Below are 14,290 nucleotides of genomic sequence, written 5' to 3'. Positions count from 1 at the left end.
TTTCGCCATTAAGATGTCAAGATAGGTAGCCGTCCCTTGACTATCTTCCCCCCAGAGATTTTGGCTATGTACTCAAGGTTGGGCAGCATCCCCAGGAGTTGCGTAGAGAACAATTCAGCTTCTTCTTCCATAAGCCGTTCCCCTTGGTTGCCCCCATGCATAATCGGCTGCTCACCGTCCGTATTTTGGCCCTGCGTTCTCATGACGTAGTTCAAACGTGTTTTCGGTAAGTTGTCTGTAATGAACTTTTGTGTTTCAGGATCAATTACACGCAATGAGAATGTGTTGTTAATGTTTCCCAGAACCTGTAGTGCTTTATCTTTACTCCCCATCCGAGCGGCAAAGTCAGCGAATGTTTGTGTTGCAACAAATAGTCGAAGTTTCGCGCCACGACCTTTGTTGAGAAGCTGAATGAATGGGTCATTGATCACCTCTGCGGCTTCGTCCACAAAGATATTGACGGGCTTATTGTTGACACCAAAGTTGTATCTATCACCAGCAACAGCTGTTAAGTCAGATAAGAAAAGAGAGCCGATTGCAGAACCAACCATACTGTCGGTCAAACTATCCAGACCAATGTATGCAACCATGCCATTGTTTATTATTTTGGCTGAGTCACTTATTGGCCTGGAATCATCGACATCGCTTGAATCGGGAGACAGCATCTTTCCTAAATCACCCGAGGTAAGCATGTTCATGATAGGAAGCAGTGAAGCAACCATTTTCCCGAAGTGTGCCGAGTCATGTTGGAACATCGACAATAAGCCTTCCAAATCTGAGTGAGGGAACTCTGGTTGAATAACATCTTGGTAGAACTTCATCATGGCAAAGGCTTGCTTTTCTCTATTGCCATTTTTCACTTTTTCCAAATATGGTGCTGCTTTTGATTCCCAGTCTTCCATAACTCGTGCTGAATAAGCCTGTACGGCTTTGATAACCAGACCTGCGGCACCACCTTCCAAAAATCGTTTCAACAGAACAATGCTAGGACGTTCATAAGTCAGTACAAGACCTTGAGCGATATTGTTCAGTGCTTGCCAACCAAATGATTTGAATGGATCTGCACCTGCCTCCGAAGGTATCAACGCGGCCAAACGGCTCGCAATCTCCGTCACACGGCTAAAGTTACGTAAAGGGTCCAATCGCACGGATTCATCTGGGAACGCAGGGTGAAAGGAAACAAATCGCTCTGGATGGCCCATAGCTTCGCAAGCTCTCCTTGCATTGTCCCTCATTTCTTTATCACCCTTAGGGTCGATAATGATCACTGCTTCATTGCGCAAGATAGCTTGCGTGATCATAATGTCGAACATACGAGTCTTGCCTGAACCTGTTGTACCTACAATAAGCGTGTGGCCTTCTGTATGCTTCAACGGTTGCATCAACTTCTCTTCTTTTGGTTCAACACCGTGAATCCATGTTTGCCCCATTGGATCTTCTTTCTTTTTGCCTTTAAGGACGCGAACCGTCTTCTTGATTAAAGGCTCTTGAGCAGTAAAGGTGTGCCAGTCACGTTTGATGATTTCAAATACACGCTGAGCATGACGCTTTTCCCATACAAAACCATGACCAAGCCACATATCATCTTCTGAGCCAGCCATCATTTTTTCTAGCTCTTTTAAAGAGATAAATTCCAGTTCACGACCAAATAGATGCTTCTGGAGACGATGTAACATCATGGCTTTTGGGATTCGGGACATTGCCATAACACCACAAATACCAGTCATCCAATAAAACGGTTCCGGAGGCATTGACTCTGCCATTTGATTAACCGTCAAGGCCACACCGCTGGCAGCTGCCCACCCTAGCGCTGCACGACCTTCAAAATTTGGCCTCCACGGCATTTCATACCCAAGTGGGTCATAATCCATGCTCATCTATCTTTACTCCACCTCTAACCTTAAATTCCCCTGGCGAATAGTCATTCTTGGGCGTCGTTGCCCACTAGCGAGTAATGCTCTCAGCATAGATTTGCTAAGATTCGTACACTCACCAGTTACTTTCTCCAGAGCCTTATCGCTTGTTACCAAACACCCATCCTCCTTAATGACCGGACCGACTAACCATCGTCCTTTTTGGTTTTTTATCATTTCTTTCAGAAGCCTAATGGCCTCCTCTGCATCAATGTCAGACTGAGGAGGTAAAAAGTCCTCATCACTAATTTCTTTCGCCTTCTGAGGCTTTTTAGGTTCCTCGTCTTCTAGATCTATTTGCCCGACCACTTTTGTCATTGGCAGTTCTAAATCAGAATCGAAATCCAGACTCACTGGCCGCGTTTCTTTTGGTGGTTTATTTACCGTTGTCTTTGGTTTTTGGCGCTTAGGTAAACGTGACACATTTTGCTTTTCCTCATTAGAAGCACTGTTTTCACTCTCATTTTTGTGCTGTTCGGTTTGAGTTTTAGCTGCTGTGCCCTTCTTACTTTGTGCCGTTTGTTGTGCGATTCTTTTATTCTCAGATGAGCGGCCACCTGTTTGCTCTCCGGGCAGTAATGCCGAAATATCCATTGCAGGTTTAGGCTTTTTCGGCGTAGATTGGTTGGTTTGCTGGCTCTTTACTTTCTTTTCTGAGTGTGCCTTTTCAGCTTTCTTGCCAGATTGGCGTTTATCATTTAGCGCACTAACTTCACGAATTGGGTCAAAGTCTTTCTCAGCTTGTTCTATCGCAGCTTTGATAACATCTGAGATATCAGAAGAAAGTAACAACCCTTTAATGCCACTAAAATCATGAACCTTCCGGTTTGGATGAACTGGGTCAGGCACGATAGCGCCAGCGTCAAATAACGTGTTCAAGACTTCGGCTGGAGCCCCAAGCGCTCGGGCACCTTCTGGATAAAGGATCACTGCTTTTTTCTTCATAAAGCAAAGCACTTCACCTAATGTTTTGTGTCCATCCAGCACAGGAATAATGGCTTCTTTTAAAATACTTTCTGCCGCGCCGTATCCACTTAGAACATTCTCCAAATGACCACGCACATCAACATCACTCGATTTATCCTGCTGGCTGAAAGAATATGTCTCTGCATCTTGGAAATGTTCTGTTGGAACAAACTCTTCACGCTCTTCCATCTCATGGGAGTAGTCATAGGCATCCAAAGGGACAGCATCTATTGGTGCAAACATATCCTCTGGCGGCATTGGTGGGGCATCAAATATTGCGCTCGGTTCAGGGCCAAAAAACTCATTCGGTGACAAGGATGCTGCCGTGTTTGCGGATGCTTTAGGCTGACGCTTCTTGCCCGAGCGAATGTTGTCTATGCCGGGTAAAGATGTGTCTTCTTCGCTTTGTTCTGTTGGAACATTTGGCGTTTCAGCTTTGTCTTTTTGTGTTGTATCAGGCTCGGTATTGAGCCCAAATGCGTCGAATGGAAAATCGCAAACTCCTAATGCCCCACCAGCATCTTTCAGCCCTTTCAATGGATCGTCTAATGCTAATGGTGCTGCGGTTTGAGCGATTTCTTGTGCTGATGGTTCTTTTGGGGCATCAGCTTTATCGTCATTCTTGCTTGTTTTGGTATCGGTGGAAGTGCCACCTTTCGGTTCCGATGATTGAGAGTCCGTTGAGGGCGGTGCTGCCATAAAATCTGGAATTTCGAATCCATCATCAAGAGAACCAATAGGCTCTGGTGTAGCGGTGAGCGAATCAGAGTTCTCATCTCCATCTTCCGGTGCATCGTCATCAAGCTCACTGGCATCAAGTTCCTGTTCGTCCTCATCGCCAATAACTTCACCCGCGATGGCCGCAGGCGGTTCAGTGGTAAAAACCAACTCCGACGATTCAAGACGCAGCATCTGCATTTTGATTTTCCCTGTGACTTCTTCCCCTTCTTGAGGTAATTCAGGGATAACTTCCCAATAACGATAGAAAACATCTTTGCCATGCTCTGGTAATACGTTTTTCAGAGCAAAACCACGCTCAATTAAAATATCAGCCAAGGTATCTGGATCACGAGGAATGCCAGGAATTTTATCTTCCGTTAACAAGTCATAAATATCACTGGCTCCCTGCTTCCATGTAATGAACACACCCTGATGTAAATGCCACACCTTCGCGCCAGGCTCATTGACTTTCCATTTGCCCGTTTTAACCAATCGACGTAAAGCATCAAATACATAACGCTCAACAGGAACACCGTAAGCAAACTCATCGACATCTAGGCGATTCTGTTTGAGGTCACGAGAAACACTTTCACCATCAGCTTTAAGCATTAACTTTGTTACCGGGTCATTTATTCTAAGACCTGATATTGCCTGTAGCATGGATTCAACAATGTCTTTACCGGGATCAGCTAGAAACTCCAAAGCCTCTGGAGTCAAAATTCGTTCGACGGTCAGCAGCGAAAATTGCTCGTGCCGTTTGTGTTCTCTATCTCTCCAACGAAGAAAATAACGACTCACATTATGGCGCTTAGCCCAGTCAACCAGAGTTTCTGAATATGGGTTCCACGTTTTACTACCATCGCTGTTTGTGATCACAACATCAGACAATGGCTTACCAACGTCATGCAATAACCCTGAAAAACAACATGCCAAACGCCATCGCGGCTCATTGTTTCTTCGTTCACGAGGGGAGCCTGAAATTGAGAAAATAACTGACTCAGATGCCTGTGTCGCCCAAAAGGCAACCTCCAGCCCATGACGAAACAATCCACCAGCTCCCCGATGATGATGGGCTTCGGATGCTGGTAATAAATGAACAAACGCCGCGTAACGGCCAATTACAGGCATGACTAAACGGTCGTACTCTTCTTGAGTAAAACCTAAAGTGCTCCTGATTTTTTGAATAAGTTCGTTCTGTGTCTGCAACACTTTATCGACTGGGGCCATTGGTAGCCCTTTGGCAAACGGCGGGTATCGAGGTATCTCTTCGTCAGCTAAATCCCTAACCTGGGAAGCTACTACCTCTACTTTTTTCTCACCGCGCCCACCAAATAATTTTTTAAAGGCACTACTTATCATCTGGTTCTTATTTACCTGCGCTTTTTCCGTGCGTATATGCTCGCAGACCCTTTTGTCTTCTCATATCTCCCCTCCTGTCCATTTTGGGCAGTTTGAGGCGTCAGAGATGATTGAGTGACCAGATAAAATACACAGCATCATTATTTGGTATCAGGAGAGTTGTATGGAAAGAACATTGCCCGATGCTGCCTATTTGGCACTTGATGCTTTAAAGCGCCAAGCACAGGCAGTAACCGCTAACAACATGCAGGGAGACAAAGAGGCTTTGCATCAGGCTCAGTCTGACATGTCTCTTGTTAATAACTGGACAACAGCCATTACTCGTAAGCTTTTAAGCAACAGTGATGGCCGGACAATCGACACCATTGATGAACAATGGTTGGAGCAACAATTCAATGGGTAAGCAGATGATTAAAAAGCAATTAGTAGTACTTGTAGGGTTAGCTATTTTGGCTGGGTGTTCCTCAACCAAAGATATCCCACCAACAAACGCAGAATTGCACCAACGCTACGGCATTCCTCAGCAGCCGACAGATCAATGGATTCAAGAGAACCTTCCTATCTACGAAGCGAAGGCTGACAAACTGCTTGCGTCTGATGATGATGTCGATGCCTATTACTTCCTTTTGAATATTGCTGAAAATCGTGGCAGTGCTGATATCGAAGCACATAAGAAGCAAGATCGTGTAGATCGTGGTCTCAATGTTTCTTATGAAGATTTAGGACTGGGTGGAGCAGCATTTCGCAAACCCGATTACATCCATGTATTAGGTCCAAGTAGTCTCGGCGCGAATAATGAAAGCGCATTGATAAAACAGCAGAAGGATAAAAATGGTTCCAACATGGAAGATGCCATTTCCGCATACAAAAAACTTTCTTCTGGTGTGAAAGGCAAAGGGTACTCCTTATACGAACTATCACGCTGGGAGCGTTTCTGTGATAGCGGTAATGGCATGGATGAACGCGATTGGCAGTTCATCGAGAAAGAAAAAGGCGAAACAGGCAGTATCCCAAGCGATCTGGTTGGTCAGTGCAATCCGCCACAACACACTTACCAAGATTATCTCACCGCTTGGACGCAATTTTGCACATCACAAAAAATGACGAATGAACAGCGCAAGATCGTTCGCAGTTCTACTCGCCCATTTACAGTGGTAAACCCATGCAAAGCCATAAAGTAACCACCAGCTCATCACATACTCAGTTGACGGAAGAAGAGCTTCTCGTTCTTCAAGCTAAAGCTGAGCTCTTTGATGAGCTGAACATCATGCTGGTTGAGGCCGGACAACGTGGCACTCCGGAAGAAGCAGCAGTCGTTATCTCTGCCAACCTAGCTTTTATTGCTGGCACAGAGAAATCCCCCTTAATAGCCGATGCCTCCGAAAACTGGAAACAGCTGACCAACCTTTCTACGCAGCAAAACGGTATTCAAGACATCGCGCTCAAACCAAAGGAGTGCGCTTAAATGGATCTGTACATTTGTGAGAAGCCATCCCAAGCAAAAGACCTCGCAGCTGTGATGGGAGTAACTCAGCACGGCGACGGTTTTATTCATGATGGAAGTGGCCGGGCAATAACCTGGGCTCTTGGTCATCTATTAGAACTCTATATGCCCGATGACTATGACGAGAAATATAAAGCATGGTCCCTTGAAACACTGCCTATTTCTCCTGAATCATGGCGTAGCAAGGTGAGGCGTAGCTCTTCCAAGCAATATAAAGTGATCGAGCAGCTGGTGAAAAAAGCCAGCACAATTTATATCTCGACTGACTATGACCGTGAAGGCGAAGCGATCGCTCGTTCCCTACTCGATAGATTCCGATACCAAGGCCCCGTAAAACGAGTTTGTTTAACTGCTCTTGATGAAAGCAGTATCAGAAAAGCACTTCGAAACATCAAAGATGGCAAGGAGACGATACCCCTTTATTACGCATCCCTATCTCGCCAGCGAGCTGACTGGGTAGTGGGTATGAACATGTCTCGCTGTTATACAGTACTTGCAAGAGAGGTAGGCTTCGGGCAAACGCTCCATATAGGACGAGTAATCACCCCCACGGTCGCCCTTGTGTGCCAGCGAGACAGTGAAATAGCCAACTTCAAACCATCACCGTTCTGGACGATGGACGTCGGTGTATCTGTTCAAAACGGTCAATTCCTTGCTCACTGGGTGCCGCCAGAAGAGTGCTCTGACGATCAAGGGCGATGCACAAACAAAGCCTATGCAGAGCAAGTAGCCGCTCAAGTAAAAGGAGCGCAAGCACTTATAAGTAAGGCTGAAACAAAAGCTGGCAAGGAATCAGCCCCTCTTCCATTTGATTTGACTAGTTTACAGCAATACGCGGCCAAACGTTGGGGGTACAGTGCGCAAGAAACACTTGATGCAGCACAAGCTTTGTACGAAAAGCACAAAGCAACCACCTACCCCCGTACAGATTGCAGATACCTGCCAGAATCACAGAAAGAGGATATCCCCGATATTCTTCAAGCTCTGATTCTTTCGGATCAGCGTGTTTCAGGGCTGGTGGCTGGAGCAGACCAATCGAGATCATCAAGAGCGTTCAATGACAAAAAAATCACCGCTCACCATGCCATCATTCCAACTCCGGCCAAAACCAACATAAGTGCCATGAGCGAAAAAGAGTTCAATCTGTACGATGTAATTCGTCGTTTCTACATCGCCCAGTTCTACAGTCCTTTTGAATTCAACAAAACTACAATTGATGTTCAATGCGGCAATCATTCGTTCACGGCCAACGGCAAAACACATTTACGTCAAGGTTGGAAAGTACTATTCAACAATGATGCAGAATCATCCCCTCAAGATGAAGGCGATGATCTTGATGGACCAAAAGAGCAAGAGAAATTACCGAAAGTTAGCCAGGGTGAACCAGCCTTGATCAATGATTCGGTAATCACTGACAAAATGACTCGGCCATCACCTCATTTCACCGAAGCCACACTACTAAGCGCGATGGAAAACATTGCTCGCTTTGTCACAGAAGAAAAGTTTAAGCAAGTCCTAAAAGACACCGCTGGCCTCGGCACCCCAGCTACCCGTGCAGGCATTATTCAGGGTGCGGTCGATAAAGGGTACTTGCAGAGAAAGAAAAAGCTCCTTATCGCCACGGATAAAGCTCACGCACTTATTGCTGTCGTACCAGCAGCGATCAAAAGCCCAGGCATGACGGCGGCTTGGGAACAGGAACTGGAGAAAATAGCGACAGGGAACGGAAACATGTCCGTCTTTATGCAGCAAATCTCAGGTTGGATTGTTCAAATGATCCAACAACTCAAGCAGAATGCTCCAACCCTAACTCAACCAGAAGGCATCTTAGCTAAGGCTTTCAAAAATGCGGAAGGTCCTACTCATGATTGTTTCAATTGTGGTGGTAAGTTGAAGCGACTAAAAGGGAAAAATGGCTTTTTTTGGGGGTGTCAGAACGAGACATGTAAAAAGACTTTTCCTGACAATCGTGGGAAACCAGAAAAGCGTATTACTGCTGAGGATTGTCCTGATTGCCCTGACTGTGGCAAGCCAATGCGCCTACGTAAAGGCAAGGCTCCAGGTAAAAAGCGAGCTAGCTCTTTTTGGGGTTGTACCGGGTATCCTGATTGTAAATCGACGATGCCATACTCTCGGAAGAAAAAATCTCTGGAAGAGTTATTTGACTAACGTCTCGGGGCTTAGGCCCCGGTATATAACTGATAATCAAATAGGCTCACTGACACTAGAACATCCATTAAACAGAGTGATATTTAGCATTTTAAATTTTTAAGGGTCCATTATGTATTTGATCTACGTGAGCCATACTCGGTTCCTTATTATTGTTTCTTCAATTTAATCGCTTGCATTAGTGTGGTTAGGGCAACCCAAAGCATCGTAACAATGCATACAAACCAAATGATTCCAACAAATATGAGCCATACTGACTCACTACTTTCTGATCCATTTGGCATCGTTATTCCTCCCAACGCGGCAGCAGCGATCATAGCTATAAGACTTAACGCCCAGCGCTTTGAAAAATCTTTAGCGAGTGACTCCCATTCCTCATTTTGGGCTTTAAACCAACAAACCAAACCAATTACTAATGGGCCTATAAAGAAAAAATCCAGCATTAAAAACCCTTTTTTAGAAACGTACTACCGTAACATCAACATTATCGAGCAATACACCATCCATTAGACTTGGTGTAGTCACGACATTTCTCCTGTAGTAAGTGAAAGCTTCTTATCATCGCTAAAGAACATCCATTCTCCGTTAAATCGTTCGGCCAACTCTTTCGCAGTGATATCTCCAGGCATGAACATACAACCAGAAACAGAACCGCTATTCTTTGACAAGTATCTGTTTAAAGCAGACATACCTGCCGAAAGTAATGTGTCGTAGTGGCTATCGTCGTACTGTGAGATCTCCAGAGCTAACTTAACAACGGACTCATTGTGACTAGAATTCAACAAGGCTACGGTTTTTTTCTTGTTTCCCAACAAGTCGCGTACTTTCTCAACTGTTGGTTCATAACCTAAAACCAATTCAATAGATTCAACTATCCGAGCTGTAAACTCTAAGAACGCGGGATCAGACTCTTTTGAAAGTTGTTTTGTAATAACGCTCAGTGCATTGCTCATAGCCAACTCCTGTAATTTTTAGTGTTTTATCAGTATTTCATTTGGTTGGATTTCTAAAGAACCAAGATCGCACTCAAACTGTAATGAGATTCCCTGATCGTGTGCGATGGCTATCATGTACCTAGCCATACATGAGAGTGCCTCTTGTGTCCCAAGCTCTACCGTTGCCGCAGCCATCTGCTCACAGAATGCCCAGTTCTTTTGCTTATTCATTATCGGAGCCTCGCTACTTTTTTAGATACAAGGGCAATCATGTCCCTACCTACGCTATATACCAATGGGAGTAATTGCCCTTTTCTGTACAAACTAGCGGGTATTTTCAGGATTGATCAAAGCCAATCGCGCAGACAGACTTGAACTCATTTTTTGAATAGTGTTGTTCAATGTAACAATCAGATTTGAACTCGTAACGTTTATTAACGACTTGCTAACCCCATAAAATTCTGGATATTTTTCAGGGTTTAGGTTTTCTAAATGAGCAACCAGTCGCATTGCTTCACCTTTGCTCATACAGCTCAGGTTTATCACATGGGCTTTTGCTATAACGTGTAGCAACTTATCTTCAAAGTCCCGGTAAAATTGGCTTTCTTGCTTCAATTCTGAATCCATTATCAGTACATCTCCTATTACTCATTGACCTTGATTGCGAACACGCTAACGGGAGCATTACCAAAATGAGGGTGAGTAATAACCATCTCCTCAAAACCTTTCCACGGTCGAACTAAAATCTTCTCGGTATCCCCAGATTTTGGATAGCCAAGCTTGATATGCACCTCATCATACTCGCGGCCCTCCAGTCGTTTCCGCCAGTAATCCGTTTGAAGACGATATTCATACTTCTTTTCCCCGGTTTGCATTTGTCTGAAATACAGAGCTTTCACAGGGAGATGAAGAACTTTCATTTGAGACCTCCAAAAAACTAAAGGAGCTACCTCCTCAATATTACAGTATCATTTTATAATACTTATAAAGTTTTAAAAGTCTACAGGCATAAAAAAGCCCCGGCGCAATGCCAGGGCTAATTTGAGGTTGGATATTACAATCAGAGCTTTCCGTGCCGCAAGATGAACTTCTCTCGGTCCAAAATACCCCAGTCCGTTATCATATAGTAGCCTGTAGCTCCTCGCTCTCCCCTCGATTCACGGATGAATATAATTTTCATATCAAACTCATCACGAAGCATCGCCAGTTGGCGTTTAATAGTGGACTCAGGAATCTTGGTCTCTGAATGGAGATCGTGCAAGCTGGGCTTATCTAACTTAGACAGCGCATTTACCAGTTCAAACTTGCGACTCATATCCTGAGATAACTTCATCTAAATCCCGCGAGAAACCCCGTCCTTCTAGGGCGAGGAGGGATAGAGGTTGCTCCGAAGGAGCAAAAACTACCCGATTGGTTAATGTTAATATTTACTTTCACAAAAACAACTGTATTCTTGTGAACTATGAAAGAGATCGCTATTAAACAACGCTTTTACCCAACGACTGAACAGGCTCAATTGCTTGCGCAGACTTTCGGCTGTGCGTTTCGTTTACAACGCGATCCTTAAATGGCGTACCGACGCTTTCTACAACGAAAGCAAAAAGGTTAACTACAACACGGCAAGCTCTAAGCTGACCGAACTCAAGAAGCAAACTGAGTTTGAATGGCTTAACAGCGTGTCGTGTGTACCGCTCCAACAATCTTTGCGCCATCAACAAACTGCGTTTAAGAACTTCTTTGAAGGAAGGGCGAAGTATCCAGCCTTTAAGAAGAAGCGCAGCAAGCAAAGCGCAGAATTCACGAAGTCGGCGTTTAAGTTCAAAGATGGCAATATCTACATTGCCAAGTCCAAACAGCCGCTTGATATTCGCTGGTCGCGTGAACTTCCTAGCGAACCAACTACCGTCACTATCTCGAAAGACAGTGCAGGCCGCTACTTCGTGTCTATGCTGTGCCGCTTCGAGCCTAAACCACTGCCTGTTACCAAAAAGACAACGGGTATTGATTTGGGTTTGACCGACCTTGTGATTACCGCTGACGGGTTTAAATCTGGCAATCCCCGCCATACTGCAAAGTACGAGAAGAAATTGGCTCAGGCGCAACGCCGCCTTTCCAAGAAGAAGAAAGGAACTGCCAACTTCCACAAAGCCAGAATCAAAGTTGCTCGCATTCAGGCGAAGATTGCCGACTGCCGCCGCGACTTTACCCACAAACTCACCACTACGTTGATAAACGAAAACCAAGTGATTAGCTGTGAGAGTTTGAGCGTTAAAAACATGGTCAAGAATCCGCGACTTGCTAAGGCCATTGGTGACGCCAATTGGGGCGAAATGGTTAGGCAGCTTGAGTACAAAGCAGAATGGCGCGGCAGAACACTTGTCCAGATTGACAAGTGGTATCCGTCTAGTAAGCGTTGTAATTGCTGTGGTCACGTAGTTGATTCTCTACCGTTACATATAAGGCATTGGACTTGTCCAGCGTGTGAAGCGCGCTTAGACCGTGATACCAATGCCGCTATTAATATCAAAGCCGCTGGGCAAGCGGTGTTAGCTTGTGGAGCGTAAGTAAGTCCCGATTGTTCTAATGAACTTCGGGCATAACGCCTTGAAACAAGAATCCCCTTCTAGGGAGGGGAGCAGTCAATCCATACTTACCTTACTCAACGCTTACGAGCTCGATGTCAGTCACCGCTACTTTAATTGGCTTTACTTCCTTTTTCTCACCAACAAGAGTCTTAACCCAAACCACATTTGGTTCAGTAGCAATACGATCTGTCATCAGTACACCACGCTTATTTTCACTCTCACCGATAATGTTAACGGTGATGACTAACTTACCTGGGTCAGCCCCTTTCCAGTCTTTACCTTTTGCAAGAGGAGGTTCAATGCCTTCTTCTTCGGCATCATCGGTTGAATCATCACTTTCATCAACCTGCTTATCACCCGGCGCGTTTGTATCGCCTTGAGATGAAGCATCATCAGAAGTAAATTCCTCTCCCGTAGCTTGATGAACAACATTATCACCCGTTGTATCATCAGAACTTTCCATATCACTTTGTGTAAAGTTGCCACCCTTCTCTTCACCCAATTCTGAGTCAGAATTCGAATTATTATCCTGCTCAGAGTTATTGGTTACTGCACCATCTTCATTTGAAGTTGGTTCATCACCATTCTTGATACGTTTTGCATCATTCAACAACTCACGACTTTGCTTACGTGTCATGCCATCACTCATAGCAACGGCACAGACAGCCCGGCATCGCTCTTCATTCAGTTCGAATAGCAAACGTAAGTTATTGAGTGTTTCCGTATCAGCTGTAATGTCATTATCGTATAATTCTCGAACGCAGTCAGGCATTTTTAATAATGAAAGGTGCGTTGAAACAAAAATTGTGTTCTTACCGATACGTTTTGCAACGTCTTTTTGCTGCCACCCTTTATCAATGAATACTTGTAAAGCATTAGCAATTTCAAGTGCAGTCAAATCATCGCGCTGAATATTCTCTATCAATTCTCCCGCTGTTTCGTCCAAGTCCGTTTGTTCTTTTTCGTTAACAACGATGTCAATTGTTGGAATATCTTTGGCTTTACATGCTCTCCAGCGACGTTCGCCTTTTTGAATGACATATTTGCCGTCTTCATTTTTCGGGTAGACCACAATCGCGGATTGCTGGCCTTCTTCCAAAATTGAATCACCCAGTTCCTCGATATTACGGAACCGTTTACGAACCTGTTCTTTTGAAATAACTTCATCAACAGGAACCGTCAGAATTACCTTACCATCTGGCTGCTTTTTTTGGGCGGCTTGAGCTAACTGGTTGAGGTTTTTTAGGTTATTTAGTTTCATCTTAACCTACCTTCTCTACAATCTCGTCCAGCACCGCTCGCACTTCTTTTGCTGCTACATGACCATAGCGAAGAGACCATACTGGAACTCCATCTGTAGTTGCAGAATCAAGCGGTGGACGGTGTTGAATAATGTTACTAAAGATCAACTCTGGGATAGCTTTTTTCAGCTCAGTAAACGATTTGTTGTGGTTCACTGAACGATCCATATCGTTGATGACAATGCCCAGGATTTCTAAGTTTTGATTGTGCTGTTGCTGAACACCGATAATGGTCGTCAGCAAGCCCTCTACACCATCAACCGCAAAGCCAGATAGTTTTACAGGACATACAACATGCGTCGCAATCATCAGTGCAGCAACCAGCTTACGTCCAAGACTCGGTGGGCAATCAATCAACACGTAATCATAGTCTTTGATTAGTTCTTTTAAATGTCGAGCTGGGTTCATTGCTTGTTCCAATGGCACTGCCTCCATCTCAAACAAATCCGGATCGTTTTTGGGCGTGTAAATCAAATCAACACCACATGGACACTCCGTTACTTGAATGCTTGAGCAGTTATCAAGGAACAATTCAGCTACTTTAGTACCGCTATATACTGGCTCGTAGCTGCCATCTTCCAACTCCACACGAGGAGCCAAACGTGAAGATGTATTACCCTGACCATCGAAATCCAGTACCAGGACTTTTTTCTTTTTTTCTGCCAAATCGAAGGCTTGCTGGATACAGATAGTACTTTTACCCACGCCTCCCTTCTGATTGGCATAGGCGATAGCTTTTGCCATGTTTACCTCGCTCTCCGATTGCAAATGAGATTCCTAGTGACGAAACATCGGCACTTTCACATGTGAAAGATTCTAACACTCACTTTATGATACT

Annotated in this window: 16 protein-coding genes; 6 read left to right on the top strand and 10 right to left on the bottom strand. The window is 44.7% G+C overall.

What is annotated here, in order from left to right; all coding sequences use genetic code 11:
• Window positions 1–8 precede the first annotated feature (8 nt).
• Window positions 9–1,871, bottom strand: a complete 1,863-nt coding sequence (gene traD, locus DI392_RS12975) for a conjugative transfer system coupling protein TraD (RefSeq protein ID WP_041154754.1) — start codon at window positions 1,869–1,871, stop codon at window positions 9–11.
• Window positions 1,872–1,883: 12 nt separating this feature from the next.
• The gene (gene mobH, locus DI392_RS12970) at window positions 1,884–4,958 is read right to left on the bottom strand and encodes a MobH family relaxase (RefSeq protein WP_041154755.1); all 3,075 of its coding nucleotides are present in this window, start codon (window positions 4,956–4,958) and stop codon (window positions 1,884–1,886) included.
• A 163-nt stretch (window positions 4,959–5,121) separates the two neighbouring features.
• On the opposite strand from mobH, the gene DI392_RS12965 reads away from it, so the two are divergent.
• From DI392_RS12965 to DI392_RS12950, 4 genes are read left to right on the top strand one after another with little or no spacing between them, the layout of a single operon-like run.
• Window positions 5,122–5,361, top strand: coding sequence for a hypothetical protein (locus tag DI392_RS12965; RefSeq protein ID WP_017085216.1), 240 nt, complete (start codon window positions 5,122–5,124; stop codon window positions 5,359–5,361).
• Window positions 5,354–6,139, top strand: coding sequence for a hypothetical protein (locus DI392_RS12960; protein WP_041154756.1), 786 nt, complete (start codon window positions 5,354–5,356; stop codon window positions 6,137–6,139). Before DI392_RS12965 ends, DI392_RS12960 begins: the two co-directional genes overlap by 8 nt.
• Window positions 6,121–6,423, top strand: a complete 303-nt coding sequence (locus tag DI392_RS12955; RefSeq protein WP_052481500.1) for a hypothetical protein — start codon at window positions 6,121–6,123, stop codon at window positions 6,421–6,423. The genes DI392_RS12960 and DI392_RS12955 overlap by 19 nt, the downstream gene beginning before the upstream one ends.
• The gene (locus tag DI392_RS12950) at window positions 6,424–8,631 is read left to right on the top strand and encodes a DNA topoisomerase 3 (protein WP_041154757.1); all 2,208 of its coding nucleotides are present in this window, start codon (window positions 6,424–6,426) and stop codon (window positions 8,629–8,631) included.
• Window positions 8,632–8,780: 149 nt separating this feature from the next.
• Here DI392_RS12950 and DI392_RS12945 read toward each other — a convergent pair whose 3' ends face one another.
• The 6 genes from DI392_RS12945 to DI392_RS12920 form a co-directional block, all read right to left on the bottom strand.
• Entirely contained in the window at window positions 8,781–9,074 is a 294-nt protein-coding gene (locus DI392_RS12945) for a hypothetical protein (RefSeq protein ID WP_041154758.1), read from the bottom strand.
• Window positions 9,075–9,152: 78 nt separating this feature from the next.
• Window positions 9,153–9,584 carry a hypothetical protein gene (locus DI392_RS12940; RefSeq protein ID WP_041154759.1) on the bottom strand — a complete coding sequence of 144 codons (432 nt, stop codon included), beginning with the start codon at window positions 9,582–9,584 and terminating at the stop codon, window positions 9,153–9,155.
• Between the two features lie 18 nt (window positions 9,585–9,602).
• Window positions 9,603–9,797, bottom strand: coding sequence for a hypothetical protein (locus DI392_RS12935; protein ID WP_041154760.1), 195 nt, complete (start codon window positions 9,795–9,797; stop codon window positions 9,603–9,605).
• A gap of 93 nt (window positions 9,798–9,890) precedes the next feature.
• The gene (locus DI392_RS12930) at window positions 9,891–10,193 is read right to left on the bottom strand and encodes a hypothetical protein (protein WP_041154761.1); all 303 of its coding nucleotides are present in this window, start codon (window positions 10,191–10,193) and stop codon (window positions 9,891–9,893) included.
• Between the two features lie 17 nt (window positions 10,194–10,210).
• Window positions 10,211–10,486 carry a hypothetical protein gene (locus tag DI392_RS12925; protein ID WP_041154762.1) on the bottom strand — a complete coding sequence of 92 codons (276 nt, stop codon included), beginning with the start codon at window positions 10,484–10,486 and terminating at the stop codon, window positions 10,211–10,213.
• Window positions 10,487–10,626: 140 nt separating this feature from the next.
• Window positions 10,627–10,899, bottom strand: a complete 273-nt coding sequence (locus tag DI392_RS12920) for a helix-turn-helix domain-containing protein (RefSeq protein WP_014386681.1) — start codon at window positions 10,897–10,899, stop codon at window positions 10,627–10,629.
• A 129-nt stretch (window positions 10,900–11,028) separates the two neighbouring features.
• Between DI392_RS12920 and DI392_RS20025 the strand changes: the two genes are divergently transcribed.
• Both DI392_RS20025 and DI392_RS12915 read left to right on the top strand, forming a co-directional pair.
• On the top strand, window positions 11,029–11,133 hold the full coding sequence (locus DI392_RS20025) for a helix-turn-helix domain-containing protein (RefSeq protein WP_243750269.1): 105 nt from the start codon (window positions 11,029–11,031) through the stop codon (window positions 11,131–11,133).
• Window positions 11,105–12,130 (top strand): RNA-guided endonuclease InsQ/TnpB family protein, encoded by a 1,026-nt coding sequence (locus tag DI392_RS12915; RefSeq protein WP_245884058.1) that lies wholly within the window; start codon window positions 11,105–11,107, stop codon window positions 12,128–12,130. The genes DI392_RS20025 and DI392_RS12915 overlap by 29 nt, the downstream gene beginning before the upstream one ends.
• 91 nt (window positions 12,131–12,221) lie before the next feature.
• Here the strand turns inward: DI392_RS12915 and DI392_RS12910 are convergent, their stop codons facing one another.
• Window positions 12,222–13,412: a ParB/RepB/Spo0J family partition protein gene (locus DI392_RS12910; protein ID WP_041154763.1), complete on the bottom strand. Its 1,191-nt coding sequence runs from the start codon at window positions 13,410–13,412 to the stop codon at window positions 12,222–12,224.
• Window position 13,413: 1 nt separating this feature from the next.
• Window positions 13,414–14,196: a ParA family protein gene (locus DI392_RS12905; RefSeq protein ID WP_041154764.1), complete on the bottom strand. Its 783-nt coding sequence runs from the start codon at window positions 14,194–14,196 to the stop codon at window positions 13,414–13,416.
• Window positions 14,197–14,290 lie beyond the last annotated feature (94 nt).

It is taken from the genome of Vibrio albus, from assembly GCF_003144035.1.
GTDB lineage: Bacteria > Pseudomonadota > Gammaproteobacteria > Enterobacterales > Vibrionaceae > Vibrio > Vibrio albus.
The sequence above is the reverse complement of the archived record's forward strand: the minus strand, read 5'-3'. Positions and strand labels throughout refer to the sequence as shown.

What these genes read in the sequence shown, in the direction of transcription:
- DI392_RS12920 (WP_014386681.1), bottom strand. Translation starts at nt 10,899, where the DNA reads ATGAAGTTATCTCAGGATATGAGTCGCAAGTTTGAACTGGTAAATGCG.
- mobH (WP_041154755.1), bottom strand. Translation starts at nt 4,958, where the DNA reads ATGATAAGTAGTGCCTTTAAAAAATTATTTGGTGGGCGCGGTGAGAAA.
- DI392_RS12950 (WP_041154757.1), top strand. Translation starts at nt 6,424, where the DNA reads ATGGATCTGTACATTTGTGAGAAGCCATCCCAAGCAAAAGACCTCGCA.
- DI392_RS12930 (WP_041154761.1), bottom strand. Translation starts at nt 10,193, where the DNA reads ATGGATTCAGAATTGAAGCAAGAAAGCCAATTTTACCGGGACTTTGAA.
- DI392_RS12945 (WP_041154758.1), bottom strand. Translation starts at nt 9,074, where the DNA reads ATGCTGGATTTTTTCTTTATAGGCCCATTAGTAATTGGTTTGGTTTGT.
- DI392_RS12955 (WP_052481500.1), top strand. Translation starts at nt 6,121, where the DNA reads ATGCAAAGCCATAAAGTAACCACCAGCTCATCACATACTCAGTTGACG.
- DI392_RS12935 (WP_041154760.1), bottom strand. Translation starts at nt 9,797, where the DNA reads ATGAATAAGCAAAAGAACTGGGCATTCTGTGAGCAGATGGCTGCGGCA.
- DI392_RS20025 (WP_243750269.1), top strand. Translation starts at nt 11,029, where the DNA reads ATGAAAGAGATCGCTATTAAACAACGCTTTTACCCAACGACTGAACAG.
- DI392_RS12910 (WP_041154763.1), bottom strand. Translation starts at nt 13,412, where the DNA reads ATGAAACTAAATAACCTAAAAAACCTCAACCAGTTAGCTCAAGCCGCC.
- DI392_RS12965 (WP_017085216.1), top strand. Translation starts at nt 5,122, where the DNA reads ATGGAAAGAACATTGCCCGATGCTGCCTATTTGGCACTTGATGCTTTA.
- DI392_RS12960 (WP_041154756.1), top strand. Translation starts at nt 5,354, where the DNA reads ATGGGTAAGCAGATGATTAAAAAGCAATTAGTAGTACTTGTAGGGTTA.
- traD (WP_041154754.1), bottom strand. Translation starts at nt 1,871, where the DNA reads ATGGATTATGACCCACTTGGGTATGAAATGCCGTGGAGGCCAAATTTT.
- DI392_RS12925 (WP_041154762.1), bottom strand. Translation starts at nt 10,486, where the DNA reads ATGAAAGTTCTTCATCTCCCTGTGAAAGCTCTGTATTTCAGACAAATG.
- DI392_RS12940 (WP_041154759.1), bottom strand. Translation starts at nt 9,584, where the DNA reads ATGAGCAATGCACTGAGCGTTATTACAAAACAACTTTCAAAAGAGTCT.
- DI392_RS12905 (WP_041154764.1), bottom strand. Translation starts at nt 14,196, where the DNA reads ATGGCAAAAGCTATCGCCTATGCCAATCAGAAGGGAGGCGTGGGTAAA.